The sequence below is a fragment of the Microbacterium sp. Cr-K20 genome (genome assembly GCF_000708325.1).
In the GTDB taxonomy this organism is placed as follows: domain Bacteria; phylum Actinomycetota; class Actinomycetes; order Actinomycetales; family Microbacteriaceae; genus Microbacterium.
Genome location: NZ_JARE01000050.1, coordinates 119,399 through 133,963 on the forward strand (window position 1 = coordinate 119,399; position 14,565 = coordinate 133,963).

Annotated in this window: 16 protein-coding genes and 2 tRNA genes; 16 read left to right on the top strand and 2 right to left on the bottom strand. The window is 67.5% G+C overall.

The window, feature by feature from the left end:
* Positions 1–22 precede the first annotated feature (22 nt).
* The 9 genes from rapZ to GZ67_RS0111410 all read left to right on the top strand — a co-directional run bounded on the left by rapZ (position 23) and on the right by GZ67_RS0111410 (position 7,322).
* On the top strand, positions 23–895 hold the full coding sequence (gene rapZ / locus GZ67_RS0111370; protein WP_029261617.1) for an RNase adapter RapZ: 873 nt from the start codon (positions 23–25) through the stop codon (positions 893–895).
* A 67-nt stretch (positions 896–962) separates the two neighbouring features.
* The gene (whiA, locus tag GZ67_RS0111375) at positions 963–1,940 is read left to right on the top strand and encodes a DNA-binding protein WhiA (protein WP_017202788.1); all 978 of its coding nucleotides are present in this window, start codon (positions 963–965) and stop codon (positions 1,938–1,940) included.
* Positions 1,941–1,952: 12 nt separating this feature from the next.
* The gene (locus GZ67_RS0111380; RefSeq protein ID WP_029261618.1) at positions 1,953–2,723 is read left to right on the top strand and encodes a hypothetical protein; all 771 of its coding nucleotides are present in this window, start codon (positions 1,953–1,955) and stop codon (positions 2,721–2,723) included.
* 156 nt (positions 2,724–2,879) lie between these two features.
* The gene (locus GZ67_RS0111385; RefSeq protein ID WP_029261619.1) at positions 2,880–3,506 is read left to right on the top strand and encodes a superoxide dismutase; all 627 of its coding nucleotides are present in this window, start codon (positions 2,880–2,882) and stop codon (positions 3,504–3,506) included.
* 115 nt (positions 3,507–3,621) lie between these two features.
* On the top strand, positions 3,622–4,632 hold the full coding sequence (gene gap / locus GZ67_RS0111390; protein ID WP_029261620.1) for a type I glyceraldehyde-3-phosphate dehydrogenase: 1,011 nt from the start codon (positions 3,622–3,624) through the stop codon (positions 4,630–4,632).
* 10 nt (positions 4,633–4,642) lie between these two features.
* A complete protein-coding gene (locus tag GZ67_RS0111395; protein WP_029261621.1) occupies positions 4,643–5,857 on the top strand; it encodes a phosphoglycerate kinase in 1,215 nt (404 codons plus the stop codon).
* Positions 5,848–6,639, top strand: a complete 792-nt coding sequence (gene tpiA, locus GZ67_RS0111400; RefSeq protein WP_029261622.1) for a triose-phosphate isomerase — start codon at positions 5,848–5,850, stop codon at positions 6,637–6,639. The genes GZ67_RS0111395 and tpiA overlap by 10 nt, the downstream gene beginning before the upstream one ends.
* Before the next feature lie 81 nt (positions 6,640–6,720).
* A complete protein-coding gene (gene secG / locus GZ67_RS0111405) occupies positions 6,721–6,969 on the top strand; it encodes a preprotein translocase subunit SecG (RefSeq protein ID WP_029261623.1) in 249 nt (82 codons plus the stop codon).
* A complete protein-coding gene (locus GZ67_RS0111410; RefSeq protein WP_017830291.1) occupies positions 6,969–7,322 on the top strand; it encodes an RNA polymerase-binding protein RbpA in 354 nt (117 codons plus the stop codon). Before secG ends, GZ67_RS0111410 begins: the two co-directional genes overlap by 1 nt.
* Before the next feature lie 74 nt (positions 7,323–7,396).
* Here the strand turns inward: GZ67_RS0111410 and GZ67_RS0111415 are convergent, their stop codons facing one another.
* Positions 7,397–8,629 (bottom strand): hypothetical protein, encoded by a 1,233-nt coding sequence (locus GZ67_RS0111415; protein WP_029261624.1) that lies wholly within the window; start codon positions 8,627–8,629, stop codon positions 7,397–7,399.
* 122 nt (positions 8,630–8,751) lie between these two features.
* Positions 8,752–8,825: transfer RNA gene (locus GZ67_RS0111420), tRNA-Gly, on the bottom strand.
* 123 nt (positions 8,826–8,948) lie between these two features.
* Between GZ67_RS0111420 and GZ67_RS0111425 the strand changes: the two genes are divergently transcribed.
* From GZ67_RS0111425 to deoC, 7 genes are all read left to right on the top strand, one after another.
* A tRNA-Pro gene (locus GZ67_RS0111425) sits at positions 8,949–9,022 on the top strand.
* A 62-nt stretch (positions 9,023–9,084) separates the two neighbouring features.
* Complete coding sequence (gene tig, locus GZ67_RS0111430; RefSeq protein ID WP_029261625.1) at positions 9,085–10,563, top strand: trigger factor; 1,479 nt, start codon at positions 9,085–9,087, stop codon at positions 10,561–10,563.
* Positions 10,564–10,633: 70 nt separating this feature from the next.
* The gene (locus GZ67_RS0111435; protein ID WP_029261626.1) at positions 10,634–11,128 is read left to right on the top strand and encodes a tetratricopeptide repeat protein; all 495 of its coding nucleotides are present in this window, start codon (positions 10,634–10,636) and stop codon (positions 11,126–11,128) included.
* Between the two features lie 81 nt (positions 11,129–11,209).
* Positions 11,210–11,806: an ATP-dependent Clp protease proteolytic subunit gene (locus GZ67_RS0111440; protein WP_017830295.1), complete on the top strand. Its 597-nt coding sequence runs from the start codon at positions 11,210–11,212 to the stop codon at positions 11,804–11,806.
* Between the two features lie 20 nt (positions 11,807–11,826).
* Positions 11,827–12,468 (top strand): ATP-dependent Clp protease proteolytic subunit, encoded by a 642-nt coding sequence (locus tag GZ67_RS0111445; protein WP_029261627.1) that lies wholly within the window; start codon positions 11,827–11,829, stop codon positions 12,466–12,468.
* A gap of 154 nt (positions 12,469–12,622) precedes the next feature.
* Positions 12,623–13,558, top strand: coding sequence for a sugar-binding transcriptional regulator (locus GZ67_RS0111450; protein WP_029261628.1), 936 nt, complete (start codon positions 12,623–12,625; stop codon positions 13,556–13,558).
* Positions 13,555–14,556, top strand: coding sequence for a deoxyribose-phosphate aldolase (deoC, locus tag GZ67_RS0111455; RefSeq protein WP_029261629.1), 1,002 nt, complete (start codon positions 13,555–13,557; stop codon positions 14,554–14,556). The genes GZ67_RS0111450 and deoC overlap by 4 nt, the downstream gene beginning before the upstream one ends.
* The last annotated feature ends 9 nt before the right edge of the window (positions 14,557–14,565 follow it).

Consider the following 14,565-nt stretch of genomic DNA (forward strand, 5'->3'; position numbering starts at 1 on the left):
GGGGGAGAGGGAGCACTGAGCAATGTCTGACGAGGAAAAGGGCGAATTCCTCATCGTCACGGGAATGTCCGGCGCGGGCCGGACCACGGTGGCGAATGCGCTGGAGGATCTCGGCTGGTACGTCGTCGACAACCTCCCGCCCCAGATCCTCCGACCGCTGCTGGATCTGACCGATATGGGCGGCAATGCGCTTCCCAAGGTGGCCGCCGTGGTTGATGTCCGAGGCCGCAACCTCTTCGACGATTTCCCCGGGGTCGCGCGAGCTCTCCGCTCTCGCGGATCCGTCCGTGTCCTTTTCCTCGACGCCTCCGACGACGTCCTCGTAAGGCGCTTCGAGTCCGTCCGGCGACCGCATCCGCTCCAGGGGGATGGGACGCTCCTCGACGGGATCCGCATCGAGCGCACCAGGCTCGCCCCGATCCGCGAGGCAGCGGACCTTGTCATCGACACCTCGCGACTCAACATCCATCAACTGGCGACACAGGTGTCGGACATCTTCTCGGAGGAGGGCGCGGCGCGTCACCGGGTGACGCTCCTCAGCTTCGGATTCAAGTACGGCCTGCCGACCGACGTCGACATCGTCGCCGACATGAGATTCCTGCCCAACCCGTTCTGGAACGAAGAACTCCGCGGCCTCACCGGCCAGGACGAGACGGTTCGTGACTACGTTCTCTCGCGGCCCGGTGCGATGGAGTTCCTGGACGCCTACTCGACCGCCCTCGTCCCGGTCCTCGAGGGGTATCAGCGAGAGAACAAGAGCCACTCCACGATCGCGATCGGTTGCACGGGGGGAAAGCACCGTTCGGTCGCGATGTCGGAGGAGCTCGCGCGCAGGCTGTCCGCGATCCCCGGCGTCGCCGTCAACGTCCGCCATCGAGACCTCGGCCGAGAATAGCGGTCCGCCCGGCCGAGTAAGCTGGACGTTTGCGCCGCGACCCGGCGCGTGAACGTGAAGGAGTGTCGTGGCACTAACCACCGACGTCAAGGCCGAGCTGGTCAGCATCCGCAATGCACCCCCGACGGTGCGAGTTGCGGAAGTCACCGCGATCCTCCGGTTCGCCGGTGGTCTGCATTCGATCGCCGGCCGCGTGGCCGTGGAGGCCGAGGTGGACGCCGAGACTCTCGCGCGCCGCGTCGCACGTGACCTCGCCGAGATCTACGGCGTGCGTCCCGAGATCGCGCAGGTGCAGTCGAGCACCGCGAACGACGGTGCCCGGTGGGCCGTGCGGGTGATCGCCCAGGGCGAGACGCTCGCCCGTCAGACGGGCCTTCTCGACCAGCGGCGGCGTCCCGTGCGCGGGCTCCCGAACCGCCTCACGACCGGTTCTCGGGCCGAGGTCGCCGGCTTGTGGCGCGGCGCGTTCCTCGCCGCCGGCACCCTGAGCGAGCCGGGCCGTTCGGCCATGCTCGAGGTCGTCTGCCCGTCGTCGGAAGCGGCGATGGCCCTCGTCGGTGCCGCGCACCGGCTCGGCGTGGCCGCCAAGGCTCGCGAGGTCCGCGGCATGCCGCGTGTCGTCGTGCGCGAAGGGGAGGCGATCCGCACCATCCTCAACGAGATGGGCGCGCAGAAGACCGCCATCGCGTGGGAAGAACTCCGTCAGCGCCGCGAGGTCCGTGCCGGGGTCAACCGCCTCGTGAACTTCGACGACGCGAACCTGCGCCGCTCGGCGCAGGCCGCGGTCGCCGCCTGCGCGCGTGTGGAGCGCGCACTCGAGATCCTGGCCGACGAGGTACCCGATCATCTGAAGGTCGCCGGAGAGCTGCGTCTGGCTCACCGGGATGCCAGCCTCGACGAGCTCGGCCATCACGCCGACCCGCCGCTGACGAAGGATGCTGTCGCCGGCCGCATCCGGCGCCTGCTGGCGATGGCCGACAAGCGCGCTCAGCAGGAGGGTATTCCGGGCACCGAGGCCGCCGTGCCCGTGGGACTCGACGTCTGAGAGAATCCCTGCATGAGTGTCTTCGGCTGGCGCAGTGCAGAGTTCGGTGAGGCGACGGTCGAGACGCCGTTCGCGGAGACGATCCGTGATGCGATCACGGTCCTCGGCGTCGCTCCCACGATCACCGAGGGGCCTTTCGTCCGCTGGTACGACGGCGCGCGGCAGATCTCCGTCCGTCCGTCGAGCAGTGGCGGTGCGCAGATCCTCGTCGCGCACATGGATGCCATCGCTGACGAGGAGTATCGGAACTTCGAGTCCCTGCCCGACTCTGCTCTTCCCTACCGGTGGCGCGCGGATGACATCGGCCTCCTCCCCGAAGGCAGCTACCTGCCGGGGGAGCGGGTCGTCGACGATTTCGACGCGCTGGCTCCGGTCCTGACCCGGACACTCGTCACGCTGTGCGAGGCGACGGCCGCGCTGGGGGACGGGCGTTCCGAGGCGCAGCTGCACGTCTGGTACGCCGATCCGGCACATGACGCCCTCGCCAGGGCCGACCGCTGGGCGGCGCGCCGCAAGACCTCGCTGAGCATCGCGTTCAAGGCGGGGACCGGGAACATACATGTGATGCCGGTGGGCGGGAAGGCGCACGCAAAGCGGATCTCGTTCCCCGCCACCCCCGAGAACGCGTCGATTGCCGCGGGCGCACTCCTGGAGCAGATCGTGGCCACGGGGGCGCCGTATCCGGCGGCACTCCGACAGGACTCGCTGATGTACGTCGACCGTCGCAAGCTCGTGCTCAGTCCGTTCGCTCTCGGCATCCCGCAGATGGGGCTGAACGCCTGATCCGGGTCGACCGGTCCGAACCGTCATATGGCGGAAGGTTCCGGGGCGCACCCGCGTTGTCGTCAGTAGGATGAAAGATGTCCGCTCTACGCCGCACATCGGCGGCGCGGAGGATCGGCAAGCGCCGCGGCGCGGCGCGGATTGGATGAAAGCGATATGGCGACTTACACGCTCCCCGACCTTCCCTACGACTTCGCAGCCCTCGAGCCGCACATCAGCGGCAAGATCATGGAACTGCACCATGACAAGCACCACGCGACGTACGTCGCGGGTGCGAACACCGCGCTCGACCAGCTCGCAGAAGCCCGCGAGAGCGGCAACCTCGCGAACGTCAACAAGCTCGAGAAGGACCTCGCCTTCAACCTCGGCGGCCACGTCAACCACTCGATCTTCTGGACGAACCTGTCGCCGAACGGCGGAGGCCAGCCCGAGGGCGAGCTGAAGGCGGCCATCGACGAGTACTTCGGCTCGTTCGAGAAGTTTCAGGCGCACTTCACCGCGGCGGCGACCGGCATCCAGGGCTCCGGCTGGGCCGTGCTCAGCTGGGACTCGATCGGCTCGCGCCTGATCATCCAGCAGCTGTTCGACCAGCAGTCGAACACGGCGCAGGGCACCATCCCGCTGTTCCAGCTCGACATGTGGGAGCACGCGTTCTACCTCGACTACCTGAACGTCAAGGCGGACTACGTCAAGGCCGCGTGGAACATCGCGAACTGGGAGAACGTCGCCCAGCGCCTCGAGGTCGCCCGCAAGCAGACGAACGGCCTGCTGGTACTGTCGTAATCGGGTCGCGTCCCGACGGGCCACGGCTCGTCGGGACGCCCTCTCAGCCAAAAAACCCCGCGCTTCATACATGCTGGAAAGCTGTGTGCAGCGCACGAGAAACAGGGAGACCTGAGTGTCTGTCAAGATCGGTATCAACGGCTTCGGCCGCATCGGACGCAACTACTTCCGCGCGGCTCTCGCGCAGGGAGCGGACCTTGAGATCGTCGCCGTCAACGACCTCACCGACAACAAGACCCTGGCGCACCTGCTGAAGTACGACTCGGTGGGCGGCGCCCTCGACGCCGAGATCAGCTACGACGACGAGAGCATCACCGTCAACGGCAAGGTCATCAAGGCCTTCGCCGAGCGCGACCCCGCCGGTCTCCCGTGGGGCGAGCTGGGTGTGGACATCGTCATCGAGTCGACCGGCTTCTTCACCAAGGCCGAGCTCGCCAAGAAGCACATCGAGGCCGGCGCGAAGAAGGTCCTCATCTCGGCTCCGGGCACCGGTGTCGACGGCACGTTCGTCATGGGCGTGAACGAGGACACGTACAACCCGGAGACGGATCACATCATCTCCAACGCGTCGTGCACCACGAACTGCCTCGCACCGCTCGCGCAGGTCTTCAACGACGCGTTCGGCATCGACCGCGGCTTCATGATGACCGCGCACGCGTACACCGCCGACCAGAACCTGCAGGACGGCCCGCACAGCGACCTCCGTCGTGCACGCGCCGCCGCGATCAACATCACCCCGGCTTCCACCGGTGCTGCCAAGGCCATCGGCGAGGTGCTCCCGGAGCTCCAGGGCAAGCTCAGCGGCTCGTCGTACCGCGTTCCGGTTCCCACCGGTTCGATCGTCGACCTCACCCTCATCACCGACCGTGAGAACCTCACGGTCGACGAGGTCAACGAGGCGTACAAGAAGGCTGCTGCCGAGGGTCGCCTCGCCGGCTACCTCCAGTACAACGAGGACCCGATCGTGTCGAGCGACATCGTGCACAACCCGCACTCGTCGATCTTCGACTCGACGCTCACCAACGTGAGCGGCAACCTGATCAAGGTCTCGAGCTGGTACGACAACGAGTGGGGCTACTCCAACCGTCTCGTCGACCTGACCGAGTACGTGGCCGAGCGCCTCTAAGCTCAGGAACATGACTCTGCGCACCCTGGACACACTGGGGTCGCTCGAGGGCAAGCGCGTCATCGTCCGTTGTGATCTCAACGTCCCGCTCCGGGACGGGATCATCACGGACGATGGCCGTGTCCGCGCCTCGCTGCCGACCCTCAATGCACTCATCAACGCGGGCGCCCGCGTCGTCGTGTGCTCTCACCTCGGACGGCCGGATGGCGCGCCCGACCCGCAGTACAGCCTGGAGCCGGTGGCTCAGCGGCTGTCCGAGCTGCTCGGCGCTCCGGTCGCGTTCGCACGCGACACGGTCGGCGAGTCGGCGAAGGAGGCCGTCGCCTCGCTCGAGGACGGCGGGGTCGTCGTCATCGAGAACCTGCGGTTCAACCCGGGGGAGACCGCGAAGGACGACGCCGCGCGCGGAGCCTTCGCGGCTGAGCTCGCCGAGCTCGGTGACGTGCTCGTCTCCGACGGGTTCGGAGTCGTGCACCGCAAGCAGGCGAGCGTCTACGAGCTCGCCGAACTGCTCCCGTCTGCGGCCGGACTGCTGATCGCGGCCGAGCTCGACGTGCTCGACCGTCTGACCGAGAACCCCGAGCGCCCGTACGCGGTCGTGCTCGGCGGGTCGAAGGTCAGCGACAAGCTCGGCGTCATCTCGCACCTGCTGCCGCGCGTCGACAGGATTCTCGTCGGTGGCGGAATGCTCTTCACCTTCCTGAAGGCGCAGGGGCACGCTGTGGCTTCGAGCCTGCTGGAAGAGGATCAGCTCGAGACGGTTCGCGGCTACATCGCTGAGGCGGCCGAACGCGGTGTCGAGCTCGTGCTCCCCACCGATGTCGTCGTCGCCGCATCGTTCGGCGCGGACGCCGCGCACGAAGTCGCCGCGGCGGACGCGATCGAGTCGACGCCGTTCGGTGCCTCCGGCATCGGACTCGACATCGGTCCGGAGACGGCAGCACGCTTCGCCGACGTCATCCGCGAATCGAAGACCGTGTTCTGGAACGGCCCGATGGGCGTGTTCGAGTTCCCGGCGTTCGCGGCCGGCACCAAGACCGTCGCGCAGGCGCTCACCGAGGTCGACGGCCTCAGTGTCGTCGGTGGCGGCGATTCCGCCGCGGCCGTGCGTCAGCTCGGATTCACCGACGACCAGTTCGGTCACATCTCGACCGGCGGCGGCGCGAGCCTCGAGTTCCTCGAGGGCAAGAAACTACCTGGGCTGGAGGTCCTCGGATGGGTGTGAACTCCCGTACCCCGCTGATCGCGGGAAACTGGAAGATGAATCTCGACCACCTTCAGGCGGTCGCGTTCGTGCAGAAGCTGCACTGGACGTTGAAGGATGCCAAGCACGAAGACGGATCCGTCGAGGTCGCGGTCTTCCCGCCGTTCACCGACATCCGCAGCGTGCAGACGCTCATTGACGCGGACAAGATCCCGTTCGCGCTCGGTGCGCAGGATGTGTCGGCACACGACTCCGGTGCGTACACCGGTGAGGTCTCCGGTGCTTTCCTGGCGAAGCTCGACGCGAAGTACGTCATCATCGGCCACTCGGAGCGTCGTGAATACCACGCCGAGGGCGACGATGTCGTGGCGGCCAAGGTGCAGGCATCGCTCAAGCACGGTCTCGTGCCGGTGATCTGCGTCGGTGAGACCGCGGGCGACCTGGAGAAGTTCGGTGCGAGCGCCGTTCCGGTGTCGCAGCTCGAGGCCGCGCTTCAGGGCGTGTCCCCGAAGGCGGACATCGTGGTGGCGTACGAGCCGGTGTGGGCGATCGGCTCCGGCCAGGCCGCGACGCCGCAGCAGGCGCAGGATGTCTGCGCCGCTCTGCGTGCGGTCGTCGCGAAGGTTCTGGGCGGCGAGGCAGCCGCGCGCACGCGCGTCCTCTACGGCGGCTCCGTGAAGGCGGCGAACATCGCCAGCTTCATGCGCGAGCCCGATGTGGACGGCGCACTGGTCGGCGGGGCGAGCCTCGTCGTGGACGAGTTCGCAGCGATCATCCGCTTCGAGAAGCACGTCGGAGTGTGAGTGCAGCGGGGCTGCGGCCCCGCTGCACCGTATACTTGACCGTTACGGGGGCGTTCCGGCCCCAGCGAAAGGCTCTTTCTCGTGGCAATTCTCGAGTTCGTCCTGCAGGTCGTGCTGGGCATCACCAGCGTTCTGCTGACCCTCCTCATCCTCCTGCACAAAGGTCGGGGCGGTGGACTGTCCGACATGTTCGGTGGAGGCATGACCTCTGCGGTCGGCTCCTCCGGTCTTGCGGAGCGGAACCTGAACCGCTTCACCGTCGTCCTGGCACTGACATGGTTCGTCGCCATCGTCGCGCTGGGCCTCATCACGAAATTCGAGGTCATCTGATGGCTACCGGTGGAAACGCCATCCGCGGCACCCGTGTCGGCTCCGGCCCGATGGGCGAGCAGGATCACGGTTATCACGCCGACCGCATCGCGGTCTCGTACTGGGACGGACTCGGCAACGAGACCGTGCGCTACTTCGCTGCGGGACTCCCCGAAGAGGAGATCCCCGAGACGATCGATCACCCGCAGTCGGGTCTACCAGCCGGGCGTGACAAGGAGAACCCTCCTGCTCTCGCGAAGGCGGAGCCGTACAAGACGCACCTCGCGTATGTGAAGGAGCGTCGCACCGACGAGGAAGCCGTCCAGCTTCTCGACGACGCGCTCACCCAGCTGCGCGAGCGTCGGGGACAGTGACCTCGACCTGACATCGAAGAAGCCGCCGTGAGCGATCACGGCGGCTTCTTCCGTTCCCGGGTCTGTTTCGTGGCTCAGCGGCAGCCTGCGGCGGCGTCGATGTACTCCTGGGGCGGGTATCCGTAAGCCCAGACCCCGTTGGCATCGTCGGTGTATCCCATACTGATGGCCCACGCAGTCGCCCATTTCTCGATGCTGTCCTGTGTCGACGCGTCGTACATGTCCTCGCACTTGACACTGATCGCGTGACCGACCTCGTGCGCGACCAGTGCCTTGCTCCGCTCCGCCGGCCACTGCTCGGCGACCGAGTTCGACAGCTCGATGTTGGCGCGGCCGGGGTCATCCCACCACCACGTGGTGTACCCGCCCATGCTGCCGTTGTAACCCGCGCCGTTGACCACGGGGGACCAGTCGAATTCGAGGAGCACGCCGGGCGCGAGCGAGCGGGCGAAGGCCTCGATCTCCAGGCGAGCACCTCGCAACGGCCCCGACTTCTCCGCCATCTCTTCGGACTCCGTCGCGATGACCAGTGCGCCCGCGTCCTGCAGTGCGACATAGGTGGTCGCCGCGTCGTCGTCGATGGTGGTCGCTGCGAGCGCATCCGCAGCGGCGTTCCGGAGCGCGATCACGGCATCGTTGCGGGCTGACGGGTGTGCCGTCTCGAAACCCGCTGCCGCCTCACCGGCTGAGAAGAGCACGCCCAGGCCACTCTCCTGAACGGCCTCCTCGGCTTCGACGGCGCTCTCGGACGCCGTTTCGAGCTCCTGCGCCAGCTCGTCGAGCGAGCTCTCGTCCTCGACGAGCGCCGCAGAGGCTCCGAACAGCTCCCAGAACCAGACCGGCTTCTCGTCGGGGGACGGCAACGCGGTGGCGAGGAGCTCCTCCGCGACCGCTCCGGCTTCTTCCCCCTCCGCGACGGCGGTCGACAGTGCAGAGACGGTCTCCTCCGGCACGGCGATCTGTGCGCTGCCCGCGTCCAGGATGACGTGGCCGGCATCCGTCGCTCGGGTCAGCACGTCTCGGGTGTGAGCGGTTTCCGACGTGATCGCCGTCGCGGTCCGCAGAGTGTCGGCGAATCGGTCCGCGGCAGCGTCGTAGCCGAGGTTCGCGGACAGCTGGGTGATGCCGAGGGCGGCGATCACCGCGGCGCCGCCGAGAACGCCGATGACGAGGCCTCGATGCGGGCGACGGCGAGCACGGGGACGCGCGGTCGGATTCGGACTCGAGGAGAAGCGCGCCGGCAGCTCGTGGGGCCCGCGTGTCAGGGGGATCGAAGCCTCCAGGCCGGACGGAAGCGGGGCGGTCACGTCGTGCCCATTCGATGGTGCCTTCCGGTCGGAGACTGCGAGGGTCGGTGCTTTCAGCGTATTGGACCGATCGCCGCGCATGCGAGAAGGCCCCCACCGTTTCCGATGGGGGCCTTCTGACCTGGAGGGGCTGACGGGAATCGAACCCGCATCATTAGTTTGGAAGACTAAGGCTTTACCACTAAGCTACAGCCCCGGATCCCCGCGGAATCTCGGGGACGGGCCGGAGTCGCATCTCCGGACTCATCGATCATACCGGACAGTCGGGGGTGCTCTCGTCCGTTAGACTCGGTGGGGCTGAATCTGCGTGCGGATTCCCCGGGGCGTAGCTCAGCTTGGTAGAGCGCCCGCTTTGGGAGCGGGAGGTCGCAGGTTCAACTCCTGTCGCCCCGACACGGCCCCACGGACCTTACAGCCGCGATACCGCGCGGAAATCACAAGGAGAACACACCAGCATGGCGAACAGCACCGTCGAGAAGCTGACCCCGACCCGGGTCAAGCTCACCATCACGGTCACCCCGGACGACCTCAAGCCCAGCATCGCGCACGCCTACGAGCACATCGCTCAGGACGTGCAGATCCCCGGCTTCCGCAAGGGCAAGGTCCCGGCGCCCATCATCGATCAGCGCATCGGCCGCGGTGCGGTCATCGAGCACGCGGTGAACGAGGGCCTGGACAAGTTCTTCCGTGACGCCACGGTCGAGCACAAGCTGCGCGTCGTCGGCCGTCCGGCCGCCGACATCACGCAGTGGCCGAACGAGAAGGACTTCTCCGGTGACCTGCTCGTCGACATCGAGGTGGACGTCCGCCCCGACATCGAGCTGCCCGCCTACGACGACATCACCGTGACGGTCGACGCCGTCGAAGCCGACGAGGCCGCACTGGATGCCGAGCTCGACAACATGCGTGCGCGCTTCGGCACGCTGGTGCCGGTCGACCGTCCGGCAGCGAAGGGCGACTTCGTCGAACTCGACCTCGTCGCGACGATCGACGGCGCCGAGATCGACCGCGCCGAGGGCGTCTCCTACGAGATCGGCTCCGGCGAGCTGCTCGAGGGCATCGACGACGCGATCGAGTCGCTCACCGCCGGTGAGGACACCACGTTCCGCTCGGCTCTCGTGGGCGGCGACCACGCCGGCTCCGAGGCCGAGGTCTCCGTGTCCGTCAAGGCCGTCAAGGAGCGCGAGCTTCCCGAGGCCGACGACGACTTCGCGCAGATCGCGAGCGAGTTCGACACCATCGCGGAGCTCCGCGAGAGCCTGGCTGAGCGCGTCGCACAGCAGGGCGTCTTCACGCAGGGTTCCGCCGCGCGCGACAAGCTCGTCGAGGCGCTGCTCGAGAAGATCGAGATCCCGGTTCCGCCGCAGCTCATCGAGGACGAGGTGCACAACCACCTCGAGGGCGAAGGCCGTCTCGAGGACGACGTGCACCGCGCCGAGGTCACCGAGGCCAGCGAGAAGCAGTTCCGCACGCAGGTGCTGCTCGACACGATCGCCGAGCAGGCTGACGTGCAGGTCTCGCAGGAAGAGCTCAGCCAGTACCTGATCCAGTCGGCCGCGCAGTACGGCATGGCGCCGCAGGAGTTCGTCGAGGCGCTGCAGTCCTCGAACCAGCTGCCCGCGCTCGTCGGTGAGGTCGCCCGGAACAAGGCCCTCGCCATCGCGCTCGGCAAGGTCAAGGTCGTCGACAGCAACGGCAAGGCCGTCGACCTCTCCGACTTCATCGTCACGGACGACGAGGCCGCCGAGGCTGAGGCCGAAGCCGAGGAGAAGCCGGCCAAGAAGGCTCCGGCCAAGAAGGCGCCCGCGAAGAAGGCTCCGGCCAAGAAGGCCGACGCCGACGCTGCGGACGAGCCCGCCGAGAAGAAGCCGGCTGCCAAGAAGCCTGCCGCCAAGAAGGCTCCGGCCAAGAAGGCTGCCGACAAGGCTGAGTGATCGCAAACGATCCAATGAAGAGGGCGGATGCTGCGGCATCCGCCCTCTTTTCCATCCAGGGAGAGCAGCGATGAAGACGTGGGATGAGCGCATCGACGAGGTGTGGGACGACGCGACGGGCGAAGAGGTCGGCGACGACACGATCGCGCGGATCGATGCCCTGGCCGCCGAGCGCGGATCGGACGACGCACGCGCGGAGTTCGAACGTGCGGGTGCGCGCGACTCTGCGGGGAAGCCGGCCGAGGCCGTGGAACTGTACCGGCGCGCCCTGCAGCTCGGTCTCGACGAGGAGCACCGCCCGCAGTGCGTGATCCAGCTGGCGAGCTCCCTGCGCAACCTGGGGGAGTACGACGAGGCTCTCGCCGTCATCCGTGCCGAGGAGGAGCTGTCGGCTGATGGGCCCTATCGCGACGCCGTCGCGACGGTCCACGCACTCATCCTCGCGAGTGCCGGGCGACCGGCGCAGGGGCTCTCGGTCGCGTTGCTCGCCCTTGTGCCGCACCTCCCGCGGTACCACCGCTCGATGACGGCCTACGCCCACGAGATCGCCGGCACCGACACCTGATATGCCGACGGCGAACACGGCCTGAGTGCTGCGTTGTCGCCGGTAGATTCGAATCACTGAAACACGGAATCAGGAGCTGACATGGCTGCAGAACCCCTCCTCGCAACGAGCGTCTTCGACAGGTTGCTGAAGGACCGCATCATCTGGCTCGGCTCGGAGGTGCGAGACGAGAACGCGAACGAGATCTGCGCGAAGATCCTTCTTCTCGCCGCAGAGGACTCCGAGCGAGACATCTACCTCTACGTGAACTCGCCGGGTGGCTCGATCACCGCGGGTATGGCGATCTACGACACGATGCAGTTCGTGCCGAACGACATCGTCACCGTCGGCATCGGAATGGCAGCCTCGATGGGCCAGCTGCTGCTGACCGCGGGCACCAAGGGCAAGCGCTACATCACGCCCAACGCCCGGGTGCTGCTGCACCAGCCGCACGGTGGCTTCGGCGGTACGTCGAGTGACATCCAGACCCAGGCGCAGCTCATCATGTCGATGAAGAACCGCCTCGCCGAGATCACCGCAGCGCAGACCGGCAAGTCTGTCGAGCAGATCAACGCCGACGGTGACCGCGACCGCTGGTTCACCGCCGAGGAAGCGCTCGAGTACGGCTTCGTCGACCACATCCGCGAATCGGCCTCCGACGTCATCGGCGGCGGCGGAACCGACCAGGACACCGAGTAACGGAAAGCGAAAGGACGCTCATGTACACACCCACCTTCCGCGCTGCCGGTGACCTGCCCTCCAGCCGCTACGTGCTCCCGCAGTTCGAGGAGCGCACGGCCTACGGGTTCAAGCGTCAGGACCCGTACAACAAGCTGTTCGAAGACCGCGTGATCTTCCTCGGCGTGCAGGTCGACGACGCGTCGGCCGACGACGTGATGGCGCAGCTCCTCGTCCTGGAGAGCCAGGACTCCGAGCGTGACATCACGATGTACATCAACTCGCCCGGTGGTTCGTTCACCGCGATGACGGCGATCTACGACACGATGCAGTACGTCGCGCCGCAGATCCAGACCGTGGTGCTCGGCCAGGCGGCATCCGCCGCGGCCGTGCTGCTCGCGGCCGGCGCGCCCGGCAAGCGTCTCGCGCTGCCGAACGCCCGAGTGCTGATCCACCAGCCCGCGATGGGCGAGGCCGGCCACGGCCAGGCTTCGGACATCGAGATCCAGGCCGCGGAGATCCTCCGTATGCGGACCTGGCTCGAGGAGACCCTGGCCGGGCACACCAAGCGCACCCCGGAGCAGGTGAACCGCGACATCGATCGCGACAACATCCTCTCCGCCGCGCAGGCGCTGGAGTACGGCATCGTCGACCAGGTGCTCACCACGCGCAAGCGGGTCTGAGACCGTTCGGTTCTGAAGGGGCGTCCGTCATCATGACGGGCGCCCCTTCGCCGTGTCCGGCGAATGTGCACGCGCTGCGGGCGTTCTGCTCATATGAGCAATTGCGTGCGCGAACGCAGTTTCCGGCCTACGCTGGGTGAGGAAGGAGGATGCCGTGGAAGAAGATCTGCTCATGGTTCGCGTCGCCGAGCTCTACTACGACGAGGACAAGACCCAGGACGAGATCGGCGGGCTCCTCAAGATCTCCCGCTGGAAGGTCGGCCGACTTCTGGTCCAGGCCAAGGACCGCGGCATCGTGCGCATCGAGATCGTGCACCCGCGTGCCCGTCGGCTCGGTCTGGAGCGGATGCTGGTGGAGCGGTTCGGCCTCACCGATGCCGTCGTCGTGCCCGCGCCGGACGGCGACGACGGGACGCTCGAGCGCGTCGCGCAGGCTGCCGCCGACTTCCTTACCGCGCTGCGTCCGGTTCCGCGCACCCTCGGCGTGAGCTGGGGGCGTACGCTCCGTGCCGTCGCTGAAGCCCTCCCCGACGGATGGGCCAACGGCGTCACCGTCGTGCAGCTCAACGGCGGCGTCAGCCTGAACCGCCGCTCCGGCGGTGCGGCCGGGCTGGCCGTGACGATCGCCCAGCGCGCCTCCGGGCAGGTGTCGCTGCTGCCGAGCCCGGCGATCCTCGAGCGCGTGGAGACCAAACAGGCCATCGAGTCCGACCGCACGGTCGCGGCGGTTCTCGAAGAAGCTGCCGAGGCGCAGGCGTTCCTGTTCACCGCGGGACCTTGCGATGCCTCGTCCGCCCACGTCGAGAACGGCTACCTCACGGGCGAAGAGGTCGAGGAGCTGGCGCGGCGCGGCGCGGTCGGCGACGTTCTCGGCCGCTACGTCGATGCCGAGGGCAACATCGTCGACTCGCAGCTCGACGCCCGGACGGTCGGCGTGTCGCTCGACCGGCTGCGCGGAGCCGCCCACGCGATCTTCGTCACGGCGGGCCCCGCCAAGCACGACATCGCACGTACGGTCGTGACCAGTGGCCTGTGCGGCGTACTGGTGACCGATGAGACCACAGCACGAGCATTGTTGGAGGAACAGTGACGACCACAGAAATCAGCCGCAGGACGGCGGTGGATGTCCTCGGCGGTGAGCCGGACGACGCCACCCTCCGTCGCTTCCTGCACGGGCTCCCCGGCGTCGACGCGGTCGGCCTGGAGCAGCGCGCTGCGGGCCTCGGCACCCGCTCCATCAAGACCACGTCGAAGGCCTGGGCCCTCGACACCATCATCAAGCTGATCGACCTCACCACACTCGAGGGTGCGGACACTCCTGGCAAGGTGCGATCGCTCGTCGCGAAGGCGAAGAATCCGGACGCCGCCGACCCCTCGACCCCTCGGGTCGCGGCCGTGTGCGTGTACGGCGACATGGTGGGCGACGCGGTCACCGCCCTCGGCGGCCTGCACGGCGACCCCGACGACGGTCTGATCTCGGTCGCGGCAGTGGCCACGGCTTTCCCGAGCGGCCGTGCGTCGCTCGCGATCAAGCTCGCCGACACCGCCGAGGCGGTCGCCGCGGGCGCAGACGAGATCGACATGGTCATCGATCGGGGAGCCTTCCTCTCCGGCCGCTACGGCCTCGTGTTCGATCAGATCGCCCAGGTGAAGGAAGCCTGCCGCCGCGAAGACGGTTCGTCCGCCTCCCTCAAGGTGATCCTCGAGACCGGTGAACTGAACACCTACGACAACATCAAGCGCGCCTCCTGGCTCGGCATCCTGGCGGGAGGCGACTTCATCAAGACGTCGACCGGAAAAGTGCAGCCTGCGGCGACCCTGCCGACCACGCTGCTGATGCTCGAGACGGTCCGCGACTGGCACCGCGGCACGGGTGAGAAGATCGGCGTGAAGCCGGCCGGCGGCATCCGCTCCTCGAAGGACGCGGTGAAGTACCTCGTCACAGTGGCCGAGACCGTGGGGGAGGAGTGGCTGCAGCCGCACCTGTTCCGCTTCGGTGCGTCCAGCCTTCTCAACGATGTGCTCCTGCAGCGTCAGAAGCTCAGCTCCGGCCACTACTCGGGCCCCGACTACGTCACGATCGACTGACGGGAAGAC

Coding starts and splice junctions, on each gene's coding strand:
- rapZ (WP_029261617.1), top strand. CDS start 23: ATGTCTGACGAGGAAAAGGGCGAATTCCTCATCGTCACGGGAATGTCC.
- GZ67_RS0111380 (WP_029261618.1), top strand. CDS start 1,953: ATGAGTGTCTTCGGCTGGCGCAGTGCAGAGTTCGGTGAGGCGACGGTC.
- tig (WP_029261625.1), top strand. CDS start 9,085: ATGGCGAACAGCACCGTCGAGAAGCTGACCCCGACCCGGGTCAAGCTC.
- GZ67_RS0111435 (WP_029261626.1), top strand. CDS start 10,634: ATGAAGACGTGGGATGAGCGCATCGACGAGGTGTGGGACGACGCGACG.
- GZ67_RS0111410 (WP_017830291.1), top strand. CDS start 6,969: ATGGCTACCGGTGGAAACGCCATCCGCGGCACCCGTGTCGGCTCCGGC.
- GZ67_RS0111445 (WP_029261627.1), top strand. CDS start 11,827: ATGTACACACCCACCTTCCGCGCTGCCGGTGACCTGCCCTCCAGCCGC.
- GZ67_RS0111440 (WP_017830295.1), top strand. CDS start 11,210: ATGGCTGCAGAACCCCTCCTCGCAACGAGCGTCTTCGACAGGTTGCTG.
- GZ67_RS0111395 (WP_029261621.1), top strand. CDS start 4,643: ATGACTCTGCGCACCCTGGACACACTGGGGTCGCTCGAGGGCAAGCGC.
- GZ67_RS0111385 (WP_029261619.1), top strand. CDS start 2,880: ATGGCGACTTACACGCTCCCCGACCTTCCCTACGACTTCGCAGCCCTC.
- tpiA (WP_029261622.1), top strand. CDS start 5,848: ATGGGTGTGAACTCCCGTACCCCGCTGATCGCGGGAAACTGGAAGATG.